This window comes from Bosea sp. F3-2 (assembly GCF_008253865.1).
GTDB lineage: Bacteria > Pseudomonadota > Alphaproteobacteria > Rhizobiales > Beijerinckiaceae > Allobosea.
Map to the genome: position 1 here is coordinate 2591352 of NZ_CP042331.1, position 17506 is coordinate 2608857.

The following is a 17506-nucleotide window of genomic DNA, read 5'->3' on the forward strand; positions in this document are numbered from 1 at the left end:
ATCAGCCGGGCGATCGAAGGCCGGCCCTATCGCAGAAAAGTGCGGTTCTGGCAAGTGCGAAGCCGGCAATGCCATATGAGGCTGCCGAGAAGCCGCAGCCCTATGTTTGCGTGCTTCCTTCAAACGCCCGTCACGCCGTAAGGTCAACAGGCGCGTTCCGCATCTGGAGATCCCCCGTGAAGAAGCTTCTGCTTAGCCTCGCCGCAGGCCTCGCCCTGACGGCTGCCGCCTCGGCGCCAGCGCTTGCCCAATCGAACCTCGACAAGATCAAGGCCCGCGGCAATATCATCTGTGGCACCAGCGAAGGCGTGCCGGGCTTCTCTTTGCAGGACAAGAATGGCGTCTGGCGCGGCTTCGACACCGATGTCTGCCGCGCCCTGGCCGCCGCGATCTTCAACGACCAGGACAAGGCGAGCTATCTCTCGCTGTCGAGCAAGAACCGCCTCGTCGCGCTGCAGTCCGGCGAGATCGACGTGCTCGCCCGCACCACGACCTGGTCGCTCGGCCGCGACATTGGCCAGGGCGTCAGCTTCACCGCCATCAACTACTATGACGGCCAGGGCTTCATCGTCCGCAAGAAGCTCGGCGTGAACACGGTGAAGGACCTCAACGGCGCCTCGGTCTGCGTCGCCCAGGGCACGACCACCGAACTCAACCTCGCCGATTACGGCCGCACCCACGGCATCAAGTTCGAGACCGTCGCCTTCGCGACGCTGGAGGATACGGTGCAGGCCTATGAGGCCGGCCGCTGCGACGCCTACACCACCGACCTCTCCGCGCTCGCCGGCACGCGCGGCCGGCTGAAGGATCCCGAGGAGCACCTGCTGCTGCAGGAGGTCATCTCCAAGGAGCCGCTCGGCCCCTGGGTCCGCAAGAACGATCCGGCCTGGTTCGACCTCGTGCGCTGGACCGTGATCGCGACGATCAATGCCGAGGAGCTCGGCGTGACCCAGGCCAATGTCGAGGAACTGGCAAAGACCTCGCAGAACCCGGAAGTCCGCCGCATGCTCGGCGCCGAGGGCAAGTTCGGCGAGGGTCTCGGCCTGACCAACGACTGGGTGGTGCGCATCATCAAGGCCGTCGGCAATTACGGCGAGAGCTTCGACCGCCATTTCGGTCCGAAGACCAGCAACCCGCTGCCGCGCGGCGTCAACAAGCTGTGGACGCAGGGCGGCCTGCAATACGGCCCGCCGATCCGCTGACGCGCTTAAATGCGGGCCGGCCGATCAGGCCGGCTCGCAGACCACCACGGCTTTCCGCTCGCCCAGCAGCCGGCTGTAGCCGACGAGCGTGACGAGCAGCGCGATGGCGCCAGCAGCGACCGAGATCCGGAAGCCGCTGCGCGCCCCGAAAGCATCGATCAGGGCGCCGGCGGCCGAGGCGCCGAAGGCCATGCCGATGCCGATGCCGGTGATGCCCCAGGTCATGCCCTCGGTGAGCTGGCGCGGCGGCACCAGGCGCTCGATCAGCCCCATGGCGATGATGATCGTCGGTGAGACGGCCGCGCCCGCCATGAAGAAGACCAGCGCCAGCGAGGCAAGGCCGGTCACGGCCAGCAGCGGTAGCGTCGTCGCCGCCGCAAGCGCGATTGCCGCGACGAATTGCGTGGCGAGCGACACCCTCAGCCTGAGCGCCCCGAAGACGAGACCGACGATCAGCGAGCCCGCCGCATAGATCGCCAGCACCACGCTCGCCATCGCCTTCTGGCCCTGCGCCTCGGCGAAGGCGACCGCTGTGATCTCGGCCGTGCCGAAGATCGCGCCGACCGCGATCATCGCGAGCACGACGATTTGCACGCCGCCGAGCCGGATGACCGAGGCCTCGATGCCGGCGGAACGGGCGCGAACCGGCGGCTCGGTGCGCCGCTGGGCGCAGAGCAGCGGCACGCCGACCACCAGAAAGATCATGGCGGCGAACGGTCCGGCTTCGGGAAACAGGCTGACGCTCAACCCGATCGCCACGATCGGCCCGATGATGAAGATGACCTCGTCCACCACCGATTCGAAGGCGAAGGCGGTGCGCAGCTGCGGCGTGTCGCGATAGAATTCGGTCCAGCGCGCCCTGACCATCGCGCCGATGCTGGGCATCGGGCCGGCGAGCAGCGCGAAGACGAAGAGTAGCCAGTTCGGCGCGCCCGCCCAGGTCGAGATCATCAGGCCGCTCAGTGCAAGCGCTGCTCCAGCCGTTGCCGGCATCAGCACGCGGCGCTGGCCGTAGCGGTCGACCAGACGCGAGACCTGCGGCGTGATCAGCGCGCTGGCGAGCGCGAAGGTCGCGGCGACGGCGCCGGCAATGGCGTATTCGCCGCGTCGCTCCGACAGCATCGTGACGATGCCGAGGCCAACCATCGAGGCCGGCAGGCGCGCGACGAAGCCGGCGGACGAAAAAGCGAGCGCGCCGGGCACGCGAAAGATCTCGCGATAGGGGTTAGGCATGGCTTGTCCCGAAGGAAGCGGACATACGCCGCGTATGCGAATGACTAATTGCATACGTCTCGTATGTCAATTAACATACGAGACGTATGCGAAAGGAATGTGATGGCCCGCAGGCTTCGCGCCGACATGATCGCGGAAACCCGCGCCAGCCTGATCGCCGCCGCGCGCGAGGCGTTCGGCACGATCGGCTATGCCAATGCGTCGATGGATGAGCTGACTGCAGCGGCGGGCCTCACCCGCGGCGCGCTCTACCATCATTTCGGTGACAAGAAGGGCCTGTTCGCGGCCGTGCTCGACCAAATCGACGCGGAGATGACGGTACGGTTGCGCGCCGTCTCGGCCAGAGCGGAGGATCGCTGGACCGGCTTCCGCGACGAGTGCGCCGCCTATCTCGCCATGGCGCGCGAACCGGAAATCCAGCAGATCGTCCTGCGGGACGGGCCGGCCGTCCTCGGCGATCCCTGGAACTGGCCGATCCAGAACGACTGCATCCGCATGATGACGCAAGGGCTCGGCGAGTTGGTGGCCGAAGGCGTATTGGCCCCGCTCGACCCGGAGGCCATCGCGCGGCTGATCGTCGGCGCGACCCAGCATGCGGCGCAATGGATCGCGCATGCGCCCGAACCCGAAGCCGCCCTGCAGGCGGCGACCGACGCCTTCGACGCGATGCTCGACGGGCTTCGGCGCTAGTTCTTTGCCCTTATCGCATTTTCTTCACGCGAACCGGTATCCACTTCGCTCGAAAATGCTCCACCCGGCATGAAAAAGGGCGCCAAGGGCGCCCCATTTCTCGATCCGAACCAGATCACGAGACGCTCGCGCCTCAGCGCGGTGCGAGCACCATCACCATCTGGCGGCCTTCGAGCTGCCAGTCGCTTTCGACCTTGGCGACTTCGACCGTATCGGCCTTGACGCGCTCCAGTACCTTCACGCCGAGGTCCTGATGCGCCATCTCACGGCCGCGGAAGCGCAGGGTGACCTTCACCTTGTCACCTTCCTCGAAGAAGCCGTGCATGGCCTTCATCTTCACGTCGTAGTCGTGCTTGTCGATGCCGGGGCGCAGCTTGATTTCCTTGATCTCGATCGTGCGCTGCTTCTTGCGCGCCTCGGAAGCCTTCTTCTGCTCGAGAAAGCGGAAGCGGCCGTAATCGAGGATCTTGCAGACGGGCGGCACCGAGTTCGGGGCGATCTCGACAAGATCGAGACCGGCATCCTCGGCGATCTTCAGCGCCTCGAAGAACGAGACCACGCCACGGTTGGCGCCGGTATCGTCAATCAGCTGTACCTCGCGAACTCCGCGGATATCACGGTTCGAGCGGGGGCCTTCCTTGGTCGGGGCCGGGGCAGCACGGTAAGGGCGACGAATGGGGTATTCTCCTGTATTTGGCGCAGTCCGCGCCGTTGGTTCAGACACATTGCACAAAGATGCGCGATGTCAATGCATGACGCCGCTGCGGCAGGCATTCGCCCGCGCCTTGGCGCCTCAGCGCTCCAGCAACGCGCAGTAGACGTCGAGGGTTTCCGTCACCATCGCTTCCAGCGAAAAGTGCTTCTCGACATGCTCGCGCGCCCTCCTCGCCAGCGCATCGCGCGCAGAAGGCCGCAACGACAGCGCCTCGGCGAGACCGGCCGCCAATGCGGCCGCATCGCCCGGCGGGACGCGCCAACCCGTGCGCTCGCCGGGGGCGACCTGCGGCGGGGCGAGCACCGTCTCGGGCACCGCTCCGAGATCGGAAACCACGACGGGCGCGCCCATCGCCTGCGCTTCCACCGCGACGCGGCCGAAGGCTTCGGGCTCGGTCGAAGGCACAGCAACAACCGCAGCGGAGAGCATCGCCGCCGGCATGTCGGTGCAGTGGCCGACCCGCCGGACACGGCCTTCCAGGCCCGCCTTGGCGATAAGCCCGTCGAGTTCCTTCACATAGCCGTCGCGCCCTTGAGCGTCGCCGGCGAGGATGAAGGCGGTATCGGTATCGCCACCGTCACGCATCAGGCGCGCGGCCTCGATCAGCACGCGCTGGCCCTTCCAGCCGGTCAGGCGCCCAGGCAGCAGCACAATGCGTTGATGCGGCTCGACGCCCCAGGCCTTGCGCAGCACCTGGACACGCTCCGCCCCGACAGCCACCGGGGCAAAGGCGGAGAAATTGGTGCCGCGATTGACCACCCTGATCCGGTCCCGCGCCATCGGGTGCTTCGAGAGAATCAGCTCGGCCGTGTAGCCGGAATTGGCGATGACGATGTCGCCGCGCGCCATCACCGAATTGTAGAGCGTCTTCACCGCCGAGCGGCTGTTGTAGGAGCCGTGATAGGTGGTGACGAAGGGCAGCTTCAGCAGCCGCGCCGCGCCCAGCGCGACCCAGGCCGGCGCGCGCGAGCGGGCATGGATCAGCTCCACCCCCTCCTGCCGGCAGAGCAGCACGAGCTTGCGGACGTTGAGCGCCATCGCGATCGGGTTCTTCGAGGCCGCCGGGAAAGGCAGCCAGACGCCGCCCTTGGCCTGAAGCTCGGCGACGAGGCGCCCACCCTCGGTCGCGACCAGCGCGCGAGCGCCGGCATCGGTCAGGCCCTTGGCGATATCGACCGCAGTGCGCTCGGCACCGCCCGCCTCGAGCTCGGGAATGATCTGCAGGATCGTCCGCCCCGCCAGCGGATGCGTTTCGGTGGAAGGCAGCGAAAGATGGGCACCCGGCTTGAAGGACATGCTCTCTTGGTCTGGTGGTCTGGACTTTCGTTCGTCGGGGCGAATATGCCCCTATCGGAGAGCCGCCGCAGCCCTTAATCGCCGCGACCGCGTGATTCGTCACAGGAGATTTGCCTTGGAGCGCCAGCCGCCGCAATGGCTCGATGTCGGAGAAGGCTCCACCGGGCGCCGCCTCGCCTATCTGATCCAGGACGGCACGGGAGCGCCCGTGGTCTGGCTCGGCGGCTTCCGATCCGACATGCGCGCGACCAAGGCCGAGGCGCTCGCAGACTGGGCCCGCGACTCGGGGCGAGCCTATCTGCGCTTCGACTATGGCGGGCATGGCGAGAGCGAGGGCGACTTCGCCAGCTTCACCCTGTCGGACTGGCTGGCGGACACGCTCGCGGCGATCCGAAGCCAGTGCCGGGAGCGGCCGATCCTGGTGGGATCGTCGATGGGCGGCTGGATCGCGCTGCTCGCGGCGCGCCGCCTGTTCGGCACGCCGCTGCAACCGGCCGGCCTCGTGCTGATCGCGCCTGCCGTCGACTTCTCCGAGGAGCTGATGTGGGCGCAGATGCCCGACGCCATCCGCCGGACGATTCTCGACGAAGGCGTCTGGCAGCGCCCCTCCGAATATTCACCCGACCCGACTCCGATCACCCGCGCCCTGATCGAGGACGGACGTCAGCACCTGATGTTCGGCGGCGAGATCAAGGCCGGCTGCCCCGTCCATATCCTGCAGGGCATGCGCGACCCCGACGTGCCGTGGCGCCAGGCGCTGAAGCTGGTCGAGCACCTCAGCGGCGATCCGGTCGTGCTGACGCTGATCAAGGACGGCGATCACCGCCTGTCCACGCCGGAAGATATAGTGAGGCTGCAATCGGCGGTCGCCGGGATGGCGACCGCGCCCTGAGCGGCTGCAAGTCTGGTCAGTATCAGTGAACGCTGACCATCTTCAGATCGTGCTCCCAGGCATTGGCCGTGGCGGCCTCGCGCGAATCCGTGACGAGGATCGGCGCGCCGTCGGCCGAAAGCAGAGTGAAGAGCTGCAAGCCGGACTCGATCTTCGGAGCCTGCGGAAAGATCCGCATCAGCTCGTCAGAGGTCATCGACTTGACGTAAGCGACCTCGCCGGTGCCGAGCGCGGCGAATTCCGCAGGGGTCAGCGGGCTGGCCTGGATAAGGATTCTGTCCTGTTTCATCGCGCCCTCCTTCAGAGCAGTGCGAATGCGGTTCTGATACTGCGCCTTCAATTATGAACAGATGCGAAAACCGTGGTCGCATCCTTCAACGCTGGACGGTGACCCGCCCTCTACTTTCGGCTCATGATATCGATACGCCGGATGAGCCGTTCCGGTTCCGGCCTGACGAGATCAATCGCAAGCAGGCCGTTCGACAGATCGGCGCCGAGAACCTGCATGCCCTCAGCCAGCAGGAAGCTGCGCTGGAACTGACGGGCGGCAATGCCGCGGTGCAGGAATTGCCGATTCTTGTCGTCGCCCTGGCGGCCGCGAATCGTCAGCTGGTTCTCCTCCAGCGTGATCTCGAGCTGCTCGCGCGAGAAGCCCGCCACGGCCAGCGTGATGCGCAGACGATCGGGCTCGTCCTCCGTCCGGGGCAGCCGCTCGATATTGTAGGGCGGGTAACCCTCGCTCGCGCCCTTGGCGACACGGTCGAGCGCACGCTCGATATCGTCGAAGCCGAGGAGGAACGGGTGGGACAGGCTAGGCGTACGCGTCATCTCTCCAGGCCCTCGAAAGGCGCCTCACAAACATCGGGACCCGCCGCTGGCAGCATCCCGCGGGCGAAAGGCGAACCCTTTCGCTTGCCGCAGATATGGCGAAGCGGTGGCCGCGCTTCAAGAGGAGCGCCGACAGGGCCGCAGCGGACCGCGCCACATGACGATGAGGGACAAACTTAAAGGTGGTACAGCCACCCCGGCTTGAACGGGGGACCTCTAGATCCACAATCTAGCGCTCTAACCAACTGAGCTATGGCTGCCCGTACCCTGGGCTTGGGACCCGGCCGCCGCAGCGGGGGTCACCAGCGGCGCGGACCCTAGTGCCGACGTGTCGCTTTTGCAACCGCGGAATTCGATTTCCACCGCAGGAATTTCGGCGCACCCGCCAGCGCGCCGATCCCGTCGCCGTGCTTAGAGCCGGATCCGATCAGGTTGAACCAACCTGATCGGTGAATCCGTCTCTAAACTTAAGTGAGAGAACGCGTTCTCCGATCTGACTGCGTTGCAGTCAGATCGGCGCGTGCTCTTAGTCCTTACGCAGCGCGGCGTTGGCGACGCGCGCAAGCTCCTTCAGGTGCTCCGCATAGGATTCGTAGCTGCGGCGAACCGCCTTGGCCTGAAGCGTGATGGCTTCCGAGGCGCTGTTGCTGCGCGCCAGCGTCTGAGCGTCGTGCAATGTCGCCTCGAGCTCGGCGCAGGCATGATCGAGCATGCGGGCCTGCAGAGCGCCGAAGGCCCGCGCCATCGTCAGCGCCTGGCTCATCATGGTCGCAGAGGCGACGGTTGCCGCCTCGGGCGGACGCGGCAGGGGCAGCGAATCGAGCGAAACCGGCTGGATCAGCTTGGCCGCCACGGGAGCGGGAACCGGCTCGGCCGGCTTGACGACCGGGGCAGGTGCCGCGACTTCAGCCGGCCGCGCGGGTTCCCGTGCCTGCTTCAACTCGACCGACGCGGCATTGCCGCGCGGGGCGATCTCTTGCGGGGCGACCTTCGCAGAAACGGGAGCTTTCGCCCCCTCTGCCTTCGGCGCAACCGCAGGAGCCTTGGCCGGAATCTTGGGCGCAACGACCTTCGCGACCGGCTTCTCGATGCGGTGCTTGGCAGGGGCCGCCTTCACCGCAGGCGCGGATGCCGGCGCTATGCGAGACGTATCCGCCTTGGCCGGAGCAACCGCATCGGCCCGCACCGGTGTCGGAGCGGCGGGTGAAGCCGGCTTCTCGGTCGCCAATGGCTTCTGGGCTATCGACGGAGCGGCAGCGGTCGGGGAAGCGGGCTTCGCAACGGCCTGACCGGCGGCAGTGGCTTGAGGCGGCACCGCAGCGCTGGCTACGGGGCGGGCCTCGGCTTTCGTTGACGGCGGCGTTTCGGCTTGCGGCTCGGCGGATGCGGACGACAGCGCCCTCACCGGAGGCAGGCTGACCGGGATCTTGGACTTGGTCCCGGTGGGAGCAGGCTTGACCATGACGGCTCTCCTTCAGCGGCAAATAGCGGAGGCCGGGCGCAAGGCCCGGCCGAACACGATGCCGGTGCGATGGCACCGGCCAATGCGCCTCAGCGGCCGCCCTTCGTGGCCTTGCTGACGGTCTCGGCTGCCTTGGCCGCAGCTTCCTGCGCGGCAGCGCCGACATCCTTGAGCTGGTCCTGGAACGCCGCCATCTGCGACTTCAGGAACTCCGACTGGTGCTGCATGACCTCGGTGAGATCCTTGGACTTCACCAGCTTCTGGGCGAAGTCGAAGGCGGCCGCGACATTGTTCTCGGCATAGGCGATGGCCTTGCGGGTTGCTTCCTGGGTGTTGGCACGGGCGCTCTCGGCGGAGCCATGGGCGCTGTCCACAGCCTTTTGAGCCGCACCAATGAAACCATCGAAGGCCTTGCGGGCCTGCTCGACGCTACGTTCAGCGAACTCACGCATCTCGGTCGGCACTTCATAAGGTAGCTTGCCGTTCATGGGACCCTCCTGTCGTCTTGAAGCCAATCCTACATCATTGTGCACTGCAATATCATTGTTGCATCGCAATGACAACGACATGACATTTGCGACAGCGCCCATGTTAACGCTGTTTCGAGGAGAAGCGGGAGAGCGATCTTTGGTTCCATGGATTCGCCGCCGTTTGGGAGCTATTAAGCTTTCATTAGGCATAACGGGCGCGGATCGAACGAGCGGGCAGGCATGAGCGAATCCGGAGAGGACTGGACGCGACGGGGCGCGGTGGCGGCTGAAGACGCCTCCCTTGCGTCCTTTGCCGCGGGCGGCGCCCTGCTGCTCTGGGACGCGACCGCCGGGCGCCCCGGTTTCGCGAACGACGCCGGGTGGGCACTGCTCGGCGGCAAGGCGGCCGATGCCGCCATTCCGAATCAGGCACGGCAGCGGCTCGACGCGCTCGCCGGCGGCCTAGCCTCCACGGCCGGTATCCGCCTCGAAAGACTGCGCCTGACCTCCGGCTTCGCGGCCCTCCCCGTCACCTGCGGCTGCAAGCTCCTGTCGTACCCGGACGGGCAGACTCTCCTGGCGGTCGCCATCTCCGCTGCCGAGCTGCGCCGACTCGGCATCGCGATACCTCCGAAGGCTGAGCTGGCCATACCGGCGACGGCCGCTCCCACGCCATCTGCGGAGACCGATTCGCCTCCCCTGCCTCGGCCGTCGACGATTCGCTTCCTCTGGCAGAGCGACGGCGAGGCCCGGCTGACCAAGCTCTCCGACCAGATCACCGCCCTGACGGGCGCCGAGGCTGCAGCCAGGCTGATCGGCCAACGCTGGCACGATCTCCTCGGCTCCATCATTCTCGACCGCGATGGCGGATTGATCGAGCGGCTCGGCACGGCAACGACCTGGAGCGGCCATAACCTGCTCTGGCAGACTGATGCGCCGGGAGAAGGCGCCCACGTCGAGCTGTCGGGCGTGCCGATCCTCGATGCAGCGCGCGCGCTCGCCGGCTTCCGCGGCTTCGGCATCGCCCGATTGAACGAGCGCGAGCCGTTCCCTGCGTCCGATGTCGCGCTCGAACACGCCAAGGTGGACGCGCCTACTGCGCCAGCGGAAGCGCCCGTGGCGGAAGAGGTCGCGAATCGGCAGGAAGAACCTGCCAAGGCAGCGCAACCCATTGCCGACGCAGAGGCCGTGCAGCCGCAAGCTGACGAAGCAACCGAGCCGCTCGTGACGCGCGCGGCGGATCGCGAAATGGCACCCGACGCGGAAACCCTCCCTGACGGGAGCAGCGAGATTCCGCTCGCGGATCTGGACAAGCGTGACGAATCCCAAGCTCCCCCGGCAGATCAACCGGAAGACGAACAGCCCGCTCCCCGGACGAAGCCCCCCGCCGACAACATCGTTCCATTGCGCAATGGCGGCACGCTGACGACGCTGCGCCCTCTCCTCGAACCGTCGAAGCCGCATCTGAGCTCGGCAGAGCGCAATGCCTTCCGCGAAATCGCCAAGGCGCTGGGTGCGCGCCTGGCCGGCGACGAAGAGCCCAGCGGCCCACGCCTGCCGCCGGTCGCGCCGCTGCAGGTCAAGGAGCAGGAAGAGGCCGCAGTCACCGAGAAGCCGGCGGCGGAGGCCGAACCGGTCACGGCTCCGGCGCGGCAGCGGAATTCCCATGCCGACGTGCTCGACCGACTGCCCATCGCGGTTCTGGTCAACCGCGGCGATGAGGCGCTCTATGCCAACCGCACTTTGCTCGAGCTGCTTGATTTTGCCGACCTCGCCGATCTGAAGGCCGGCGGCAATGTCAGCCGGCTGATCAAGGAAGCGTCGCGGGCCGATGGCGGCGCGATGACTCTGATCGATCGTCTTGGTCATCTGGTCAGCGTCGATGCGATGCTCTCCAGCGTGAGCTGGCAGGAGGAGCCGGCCACGCTGATGGCCTTCCGCCACCCGAACGGCGGCGGCGAGGTCAAGGTGCTGACGCCGGAAGAGGCGGAGGAAGCCGAGCTCGCGGCCGAGTTCGCCGCCGAGGAAGCCGAATCGGCAGCGCGCGTGGAGGCGCTCAGGCTCGATGCCGAAGCGCGCGACGGCCGCATCGCCGAGCTCACCGCCATGCTCGACACGGCGACCGACGGCGTCGTCACGGTGGATGATCGCGGACGCCTCCTGTCGCTCAACAAGGCGGCCGAAGCGCTGTTCGGCTACGACCAGCGCGAGGTCACCGGCGAGCTGTTCACGCTGCTCTTCGCCAGCGAGAGCCATGCGCCGGCGCTCGATTATCTCGAAGGGCTGAAGGGCGGCGGCGTCGCTTCTGTGCTGAATGACGGGCGCGAGGTGCTCGGCCGGGTGCGCCAGGGCGGCAAGATCCCGCTGTTCATGACCATGGGCCAGATCGCCCACGGCGCCGAGCCGCGCTTCTGCGCCGTGCTGCGCGACATCACCGCCTGGAAGAAGACCGAGGGCGAGCTCGTCGATGCCCGCAAGGCGGCCGAGATGGCGAGCGCGCAGAAGTCGGACGTGCTCGCCAAGATCAGCCACGAGATCAGGACGCCGCTCAACGCCATCATCGGCTTCGCCGAAGTGATGGCGGAGGAGCGCTTCGGGCCGATCGCGAACGAGCGCTACAAGGAGTATCTGCGCGACATCCACCAGTCAGGCGGCTACGTCATCAGCCTCGTCAACGATCTGCTCGACCTCGCCAAGATCGAGGCCGGCAAGCTGGAGCTCGACTTCGTCAGCGTGAACCTGAACGAGATCGCGCTCTCGACCGTCTCGCTGCTGCAGCCGGAGGCGCAGCGCGGGCGCGTGGTCCTGCGCTCCGGCCTGTCGCCGAAGCTGCCGCCGGTCGTCGCCGACGAGCGCTCGATCCGCCAGATCGCGATCAACCTGCTCTCGAACGCGGTGAAGTTCACCGATGCCGGCGGGCAGGTCATCATTTCGACGGCGCTCGGCGATCAGGGCGAGGCGATCCTGCGGGTGCGCGATACCGGCATTGGCATGGATGACGACGAGCTGAAGCTCGCGCTCGAACCCTTCCGGCAAGTGCCGACGACGCGCCGCGCCGGCGGCACGGGCTTGGGCCTGCCACTGACGAAGGCGCTGGTCGAAGCCAACCGCGCCGCGATGTCGATCACCAGCGTCAAGAAGGAAGGTACGCTGGTCGAGATCACCTTCCCGCCGCAGCGCGTTCTGGCAAGCTAAGAGCCTCTAAGAGGTGTGTCGTAATGCGCCCCGGTCTTTGAGCGGTCGGGGCCTCCCTTCCTGCGCTGACGACAACTTCCTTCCCTCGGAAACGCGTGATATCGCGCTGTCGGCATGCCGCTGGGGGGCGTTGTTAACACCCTGTCGTCAGAGTTGGGGTATTACGTATCGCGTTATGCGTGTCCGGGAGCCATCCCTCAACCAATATGCGCTACTCGCGGTCGGGCTTCTGCTCGCCTGCTCGCTCGCCCTCGGCGCGAGTCTGCTCGGCAACTCTCTCGGCCAGGTCCGCAGCAGCGCGAACAGCCTGACACAGCTTGAAAGCTTCCGCCTCGTGCTGGAGGCCGCGAACCGAATCTCGGCCGAGCGTGGACCGACGAACTCTGCGCTTGGCCACGACACTGCAGCGATGGCTCAGGCGCACGAACGTATGCTCAGCTTCCGACGCGCGAGTGACGAGGCCATCGCCCGCCTTCCGCCCTCGCTATCGCCAGCAGTCGATACGCTGCGCCTATCGCTCGCCGAGGCGCGAGCAACCGTCGATGCGGTGCTGGCACAACCTCTTGCAGTTCGCAGCAGCGACGCCGTTGCGCGTGCCGTGCTGGCGATGTTCGCCGCCTACGACACCACCCAACCGCTGACCGACCTCGCGATGAGCGAGCTCCTTGCCGGCGACTCCGCCCTGATCGGTCGCGTGCTGATCGCGCGCATGCTCGGCGAGCTTCGCGACGATGCAGGCCGGCTTGGATCCCATCTCGTCATCGCGATTGCCCGTGGCGGGCCGATGACGGCGCCCAATCGGATCGCCTTCGAGCAGAAGCGCGGCCGCGTGCTGACATTGTGGCAGCTGATCGGCCCGCAAACGGCACGCTACGGCGCCCCCGCTCTCGCGGCGGCGTATCGGGCAACCCAACAGGACTTCGTCGGCGCCGGGTTGCAGTTGATCGAGGAGACACGCCAGCAGCTCGAGTCAGGCACTTATGAGGGCACGCCCGAGGCCTTCACCGATGCCATCGTCCCGAGCTTTGTGCCCATCGAGCGATTGCGGGACCGCTTCGTCGACGATGTGACCGGAGAACTCACCACTGCGCATCGTCACGCGCAGTCAAATCTCCTCTTCGTCGCTCTCGGCATAGCCCTGGTGCTGGCCGTCGAACTTCTGCTTCTGTTCATCTGTCAGCGCTTCCTCCTGGACCCGCTCCTCATCGCACGCGCGCGCATCGTCGATCTGGCAAATGGCCGGCTGGACCAGCCGGCGCAGCCGCCGCGCGTGAGGGGCGAGATGCGGGATTTGTTCCAGGCTCTGGGTACGTTGCGGCAACGGCTGATCGAGCGCGAGCAGCTCGACGCCGAAAGAGCAAGGCTGGCGGCACGCCTGAAGCGCCAGGCCGATACGGATGGGCTGACCGGCGTGCTCAATCGGGGCGCTCTGGAAAGGCTGGTGCAGAAGCTCGTCAGACGTCCGCACGGTCCAGATCAGGTTGGCCTCGTCCTGGTCGACATCGATCATTTCAAGGCGATCAACGACCGCTTCGGCCATGCGGCCGGGGACCAGGCCTTGCGGAGCGTGGCCCAGAGGCTGCAGCAGGGATTGCGCGGGAGCGATGTCATCGCCCGTTTTGGCGGCGAAGAGTTCGCCATTCTCGTTCTCGACGGCAACGCAGGGGATCTCGCCTTGCTCACCGAGATCGCCGAGCGGTTGCGCCACCTGATCGAGGCGAGGCCCGTCCCGCTCGACACGGAAACGGAGATCGCGATCACGGCGAGCCTGGGCGTCGCTACGGCTCAGGCGACGCCCGGTATGTGGGAACCACTGCTGAAGGCCGCCGACGCGGCCCTCTACCGTGCCAAGCGGGAAGGCCGCAACCGCGTCGGCATCGATGCTGCCGGGGTCGAGGCGATCGGCCGCTAGAGCCTTACCGATCAAGTTGAATCGTCATTGCGAGCGCAGCGAAGCAATCCAGGGGGACTGGGTTGAACCGTCGAGCCCTGCCGCTCCTGGATTGCTTCGTCGCTTCGCTCCTCGCAATGACGGCTTCTGCGATCCAAACTGATCGAAAAATGCCCTAAAGCAACGTGCCGGTCAGGATCGCAGCAGCGACACCGAAATAGATGATCAAGCCGGTGACATCGACCAGCGTCGCCACGAAAGGTGCGGAGGCGCTGGCAGGGTCGAAACCGAGCCGCTTCAGCGCAAAGGGCAGCATCGAGCCGGCGAGCGAGCCGAAGGTGACGATGCCGACCAGCGCGCCGCCCACCGTCGCGGCGACCAGCATCCAGTGCGGCCCGTAGTCGTAGAAGCCGGCCCATTGCCACAGGATGATGCGGACCACGCCGATCGCGCCGAGAATGCTGCCGAGCGTCAGGCCCGTGGGCAGTTCACGCAGCGCGACCCGCCACCAATCCTTCAGCGTGATCTCGCGCAGTGCCAGCGCCCGGATGATCAGTGAGGTCGCCTGCGAGCCGGAATTGCCGCCCGAGCTCATGATCAAAGGGATGAACAACGTCAGCACGATCGCCTTCTCGAGCTCGCCCTCGAAGAACTGCATGACCGAGGCGGTCAGCATCTCGCCGACCAGCAGGATCGAGAGCCAGCCAGCGCGCTTGCGGATCATCCCGCGGAAGCCGATCTCGTTGTAGGGCTCGTCGAGCGCTTCCATGCCGCCGAGCTTCTGCACGTCCTCGGTCGTCTCGGCGATCATGGCGTCGATGACGTCGTCGAAAGTGACGATGCCGATGACATGCTCGTCCGCATCCACGACCGGCACGGCGAGCAGGTCATATTTGGTGATGAGGCGCGCCACCTCCTCGCGGTCGATCTCGGGGGCCACGGTGATCGGCTTGTGCGCCGGCACCACCGACTCGACCGGCGCGTCGGGATCGCCGGCGATCAAGCGCCTGAGCGAGACGGCGCGCACCAGCTTCCGCGTCGCGGCATCCAGCACATAGATCGCATAGACGGTCTCGCGCGAGCGCTCGACGCGGCGGATATGGTCGAGCGTCTGCTGCACCGACCAGCTCGACGGCACGCTGACGAACTCCGTTGTCATGATCGAACCGGCGCTATGCTCGGGATAGGCCAGCAGCTTAGTCAGGTCGGAGCGGGTCTGTCGGTCGATGCGACCGCTCAGGCGCTGTTGGGTCTCCCCGTCGAACTCCTGGAAGACGTCGGCGGCTCGGTCGGCCGACATCGCCGAAAGCAGCGCGCCGGCACGCCCGTCCGGCAGCAAGGCCAGGGCCTCCGCGGCGGCGGTGAATTCAGGCTGATCGAGGACCTCGACGGCGCGCTCGAAAGGCAGCGCCGCCAGGACGTGGGCGATGGTCGCCTCGTTCTGTTCGTTCAGCGTCTCGACGATGTCGGCGACGTGCTCTTGCGCCAGCGTCTGGGCCAGCGTCACGGCGAGGAGGTCCGTCGTGGCGACGGTGTCATTCATGGCTCTATTCCTTGCGATCGGGCCGTCATGGCCGGATCGCAGGCGAGCCGGGCAACCCGGTCAGGCGCGCGAGGCGGCGGCAGACGGCTTCGACTGTCGGCTGGGACTGTCGCTTGGCATCGGGTTGAGGTTTCCTGTGAGCAGCCGGCCACACGGGCCGGAAGCAGGAGCGCCAATGCACCCGCAAAGCGCCCGCGTCAAACGGTTTTTTGCATGCGGCGATCGGGGGCTTCCGCATTGGCGCGGCGCGGTCCCGCGCCTAATGTCGCAGCGACGGAATCGGCGCCTTCGCCGGCTCCGGTCGCCAGCTCGCCATCTCTCACCGGAATTCCGCCGATGTCCCTGACGATCTACGGTTGCTATCGCTCACGCGCCACGCGCGTCATCTGGCTCGCCAACGAGCTCGGCCTGCCGTTCACGCATGTGCCGGTGATCCAGGCCTATCGCCTGCCGGACCCGGCTGCGCCCGGCGTGCCGCTGCACACGCGCAGCGCCGCGTTCCTGAAGGTCAACCCAAACGGGCATATCCCCAGCATCGACGACGACGGCTTCAAACTGCACGAATCGCTGGCGATCAACCTCTATCTCGCGCGCAAGCATGGCGGGCCTCTGGCGCCCCAGAACGCGCAGGAAGAGGGCCTCGCGATCATGTGGGCGCTCTGGGCAGCGACGGAGTGCGAGACCCACGCGCTCAACCTGCAGCAGCACCTTGCCGCCTTCCCGCCGGAGAAGCGCAAGCCCGAGCTGGTCGAGGCGGCTCTGGCTGCTCTGGCGGCACCCTTCGCCGTGCTCGACAAGACGCTGGCCGAGGGCAACGGCTATGTGATGGGCGGCCGCTTCACCGTCGCCGACATCAACGTTGCCGAGGTCATCCGCTATGCGAAGCCGGCGACGCAGCTCTTCGACGCCGCTCCGCGCGTCAAGGCCTGGCTCGATGCCTGCCAGGCACGGCCGGCCTTCCAGGCGATGTGGCAGGCGCGCGACGCCGAAGCCGCCTGACGCAGGAAACGGGTGGAGGATGAGCCAGGGCGAGCCTATCGCTCCGGCTCGCTCCTTTTCAGCAGGCTCGCCATGTCGTCATCCTCCGCTTCGCAGCCTGCTATGGATTTCAGCGACTGGCTGCTGCTCCTGCTGCTGTCGCTGCTGTGGGGAGGCGCCTTCTTCTTCGGCAAGATCGCCGTCACCGAGTGGCCGCCGCTGGCGGTCGTGCTCGCGCGTGTCGGCATGGCCGCGGCGGCGCTGCTCCTGGTCGTCAGGCTGTCAGGGCTGTCTATGCGCGTCGGCGGGCGGATGTGGCTCGCCTTCTTCGGCATGGGTCTGCTCAACAACCTGATCCCGTTCGGGTTGATCTTCTGGGGCCAGACGCAGATCGCCAGCGGCCTCGCCTCGATCATCAATGCCACGACCCCGCTCTTCGGCGTCGTCGTCGCCCATGTCTTTGGGCAGGATGAGAAGGCGACGGGGCTCAAGCTCGCCGGAGTCGGTGCCGGCATCGTCGGCGTTGCGATCCTGATGGGTCCTGATGCGGTCGGAGGTCTCTCCGGAGCGCTCCTGCCGCAACTCGCCTGCCTCGCGGCCGCCCTGTCCTATGCCTTTGCGGGCCTTTACGGCCGGCGCTTCCGTGGCCTGCCACCTCTCGTCACGGCCGCCGGGCAGGTCAGCGCCACGACGCTGATGACCATCCCGCTGGTGATGGCCTTCCACCCGCCCTGGCAACTGCCAGCCCCGAGCGCCAAGGTCGTGTTCTCGCTCATCGGGCTCGCGCTGCTCTCGACGGCGCTCGCCTATGTCATCTTCTTCCGGATCATGCGCCGCGCCGGCGGCACCAACGTCATGCTGGTGACGTTCCTGATCCCCGTCAGCGCGATCCTGCTCGGCTCGGCCTTCCTCGGCGAGGCATTGCAACCGCGGCACTTCCTCGGGATGATGGCCATAGCCGCCGGGCTTGCCCTGATCGATGGCAGGCTGTTTCGGATGGCGCGCACCCGGCCGGCATGAGCCTGAAGAGTTTATTGCCAAAAAATTATGAATTGCTCTAGAGTCGACTTGTCGGCTGGAGTCGCTAAGGGCACGTGCCACTGACAGAGAT

At 66.7% G+C, this 17506-nt stretch carries 15 protein-coding genes and 1 tRNA gene; 7 read left to right on the top strand and 9 right to left on the bottom strand.

Annotated elements, in window-relative coordinates; all coding sequences use genetic code 11:
* Positions 1-176 precede the first annotated feature (176 nt).
* A complete protein-coding gene (locus FQV39_RS11955; protein WP_187640254.1) occupies positions 177-1202 on the top strand; it encodes an amino acid ABC transporter substrate-binding protein in 1026 nt (341 codons plus the stop codon).
* 24 nt (positions 1203-1226) lie between these two features.
* Here FQV39_RS11955 and FQV39_RS11960 read toward each other — a convergent pair whose 3' ends face one another.
* Positions 1227-2435, bottom strand: coding sequence for an MFS transporter (locus tag FQV39_RS11960; RefSeq protein WP_149130493.1), 1209 nt, complete (start codon positions 2433-2435; stop codon positions 1227-1229).
* A 102-nt stretch (positions 2436-2537) separates the two neighbouring features.
* Here FQV39_RS11960 and FQV39_RS11965 point away from each other — a divergent pair, with 102 nt between their 5' ends.
* A complete protein-coding gene (locus FQV39_RS11965) occupies positions 2538-3125 on the top strand; it encodes a TetR/AcrR family transcriptional regulator (protein WP_248313333.1) in 588 nt (195 codons plus the stop codon).
* Between the two features lie 133 nt (positions 3126-3258).
* On the opposite strand, the gene infC is transcribed toward FQV39_RS11965, so the two are convergent.
* Both infC and FQV39_RS11975 read right to left on the bottom strand, forming a co-directional pair.
* Complete coding sequence (gene infC / locus FQV39_RS11970; protein ID WP_149133802.1) at positions 3259-3801, bottom strand: translation initiation factor IF-3; 543 nt, start codon at positions 3799-3801, stop codon at positions 3259-3261.
* Between the two features lie 117 nt (positions 3802-3918).
* Entirely contained in the window at positions 3919-5136 is a 1218-nt protein-coding gene (locus FQV39_RS11975; RefSeq protein ID WP_149130494.1) for a glycosyltransferase family 4 protein, read from the bottom strand.
* Positions 5137-5251: 115 nt separating this feature from the next.
* On the opposite strand from FQV39_RS11975, the gene FQV39_RS11980 reads away from it, so the two are divergent.
* A complete protein-coding gene (locus tag FQV39_RS11980) occupies positions 5252-6028 on the top strand; it encodes an alpha/beta hydrolase (RefSeq protein ID WP_248313334.1) in 777 nt (258 codons plus the stop codon).
* 22 nt (positions 6029-6050) lie between these two features.
* Here FQV39_RS11980 and FQV39_RS11985 read toward each other — a convergent pair whose 3' ends face one another.
* The 5 genes from FQV39_RS11985 to FQV39_RS12005 all read right to left on the bottom strand — a co-directional run bounded on the left by FQV39_RS11985 (position 6051) and on the right by FQV39_RS12005 (position 8806).
* A complete protein-coding gene (locus tag FQV39_RS11985) occupies positions 6051-6317 on the bottom strand; it encodes a BQ00720 family protein (RefSeq protein ID WP_149130496.1) in 267 nt (88 codons plus the stop codon).
* Positions 6318-6427: 110 nt separating this feature from the next.
* On the bottom strand, positions 6428-6856 hold the full coding sequence (locus FQV39_RS11990; RefSeq protein WP_149130497.1) for an Hsp20 family protein: 429 nt from the start codon (positions 6854-6856) through the stop codon (positions 6428-6430).
* Positions 6857-7039: 183 nt separating this feature from the next.
* Positions 7040-7116: transfer RNA gene (locus FQV39_RS11995), tRNA-His, on the bottom strand.
* Positions 7117-7382: 266 nt separating this feature from the next.
* Entirely contained in the window at positions 7383-8318 is a 936-nt protein-coding gene (locus tag FQV39_RS12000) for a phasin family protein (RefSeq protein WP_149130498.1), read from the bottom strand.
* Positions 8319-8407: 89 nt separating this feature from the next.
* Positions 8408-8806, bottom strand: a complete 399-nt coding sequence (locus tag FQV39_RS12005; protein WP_149130499.1) for a phasin — start codon at positions 8804-8806, stop codon at positions 8408-8410.
* A 222-nt stretch (positions 8807-9028) separates the two neighbouring features.
* Between FQV39_RS12005 and FQV39_RS12010 the strand changes: the two genes are divergently transcribed.
* Positions 9029-11983 (top strand): ATP-binding protein, encoded by a 2955-nt coding sequence (locus tag FQV39_RS12010; RefSeq protein ID WP_149130500.1) that lies wholly within the window; start codon positions 9029-9031, stop codon positions 11981-11983.
* Positions 11984-12158: 175 nt separating this feature from the next.
* Positions 12159-13895 (top strand): GGDEF domain-containing protein, encoded by a 1737-nt coding sequence (locus FQV39_RS12015; RefSeq protein ID WP_149130501.1) that lies wholly within the window; start codon positions 12159-12161, stop codon positions 13893-13895.
* 154 nt (positions 13896-14049) lie between these two features.
* On the opposite strand, the gene mgtE is transcribed toward FQV39_RS12015, so the two are convergent.
* Positions 14050-15417 carry a magnesium transporter gene (gene mgtE, locus FQV39_RS12020; RefSeq protein WP_149130502.1) on the bottom strand — a complete coding sequence of 456 codons (1368 nt, stop codon included), beginning with the start codon at positions 15415-15417 and terminating at the stop codon, positions 14050-14052.
* A gap of 336 nt (positions 15418-15753) precedes the next feature.
* On the opposite strand from mgtE, the gene FQV39_RS12025 reads away from it, so the two are divergent.
* Positions 15754-16416: a glutathione S-transferase family protein gene (locus FQV39_RS12025; RefSeq protein WP_149130503.1), complete on the top strand. Its 663-nt coding sequence runs from the start codon at positions 15754-15756 to the stop codon at positions 16414-16416.
* Between the two features lie 72 nt (positions 16417-16488).
* Positions 16489-17415 (top strand): DMT family transporter, encoded by a 927-nt coding sequence (locus FQV39_RS12030; protein ID WP_248313335.1) that lies wholly within the window; start codon positions 16489-16491, stop codon positions 17413-17415.
* The last annotated feature ends 91 nt before the right edge of the window (positions 17416-17506 follow it).

Bases quoted from the DNA above. Each gene is read 5' to 3' on its own strand.
- FQV39_RS12025 (WP_149130503.1), top strand. From the start codon at position 15,754: ATGTCCCTGACGATCTACGGTTGCTATCGCTCACGCGCCACGCGCGTC.
- FQV39_RS12005 (WP_149130499.1), bottom strand. From the start codon at position 8,806: ATGAACGGCAAGCTACCTTATGAAGTGCCGACCGAGATGCGTGAGTTC.
- FQV39_RS12000 (WP_149130498.1), bottom strand. From the start codon at position 8,318: ATGGTCAAGCCTGCTCCCACCGGGACCAAGTCCAAGATCCCGGTCAGC.
- FQV39_RS11975 (WP_149130494.1), bottom strand. From the start codon at position 5,136: ATGTCCTTCAAGCCGGGTGCCCATCTTTCGCTGCCTTCCACCGAAACG.
- mgtE (WP_149130502.1), bottom strand. From the start codon at position 15,417: ATGAATGACACCGTCGCCACGACGGACCTCCTCGCCGTGACGCTGGCC.
- FQV39_RS12010 (WP_149130500.1), top strand. From the start codon at position 9,029: ATGAGCGAATCCGGAGAGGACTGGACGCGACGGGGCGCGGTGGCGGCT.
- FQV39_RS11985 (WP_149130496.1), bottom strand. From the start codon at position 6,317: ATGAAACAGGACAGAATCCTTATCCAGGCCAGCCCGCTGACCCCTGCG.
- FQV39_RS11990 (WP_149130497.1), bottom strand. From the start codon at position 6,856: ATGACGCGTACGCCTAGCCTGTCCCACCCGTTCCTCCTCGGCTTCGAC.
- FQV39_RS12015 (WP_149130501.1), top strand. From the start codon at position 12,159: ATGCGTGTCCGGGAGCCATCCCTCAACCAATATGCGCTACTCGCGGTC.
- FQV39_RS11960 (WP_149130493.1), bottom strand. From the start codon at position 2,435: ATGCCTAACCCCTATCGCGAGATCTTTCGCGTGCCCGGCGCGCTCGCT.
- FQV39_RS12030 (WP_248313335.1), top strand. From the start codon at position 16,489: ATGTCGTCATCCTCCGCTTCGCAGCCTGCTATGGATTTCAGCGACTGG.
- FQV39_RS11965 (WP_248313333.1), top strand. From the start codon at position 2,538: ATGGCCCGCAGGCTTCGCGCCGACATGATCGCGGAAACCCGCGCCAGC.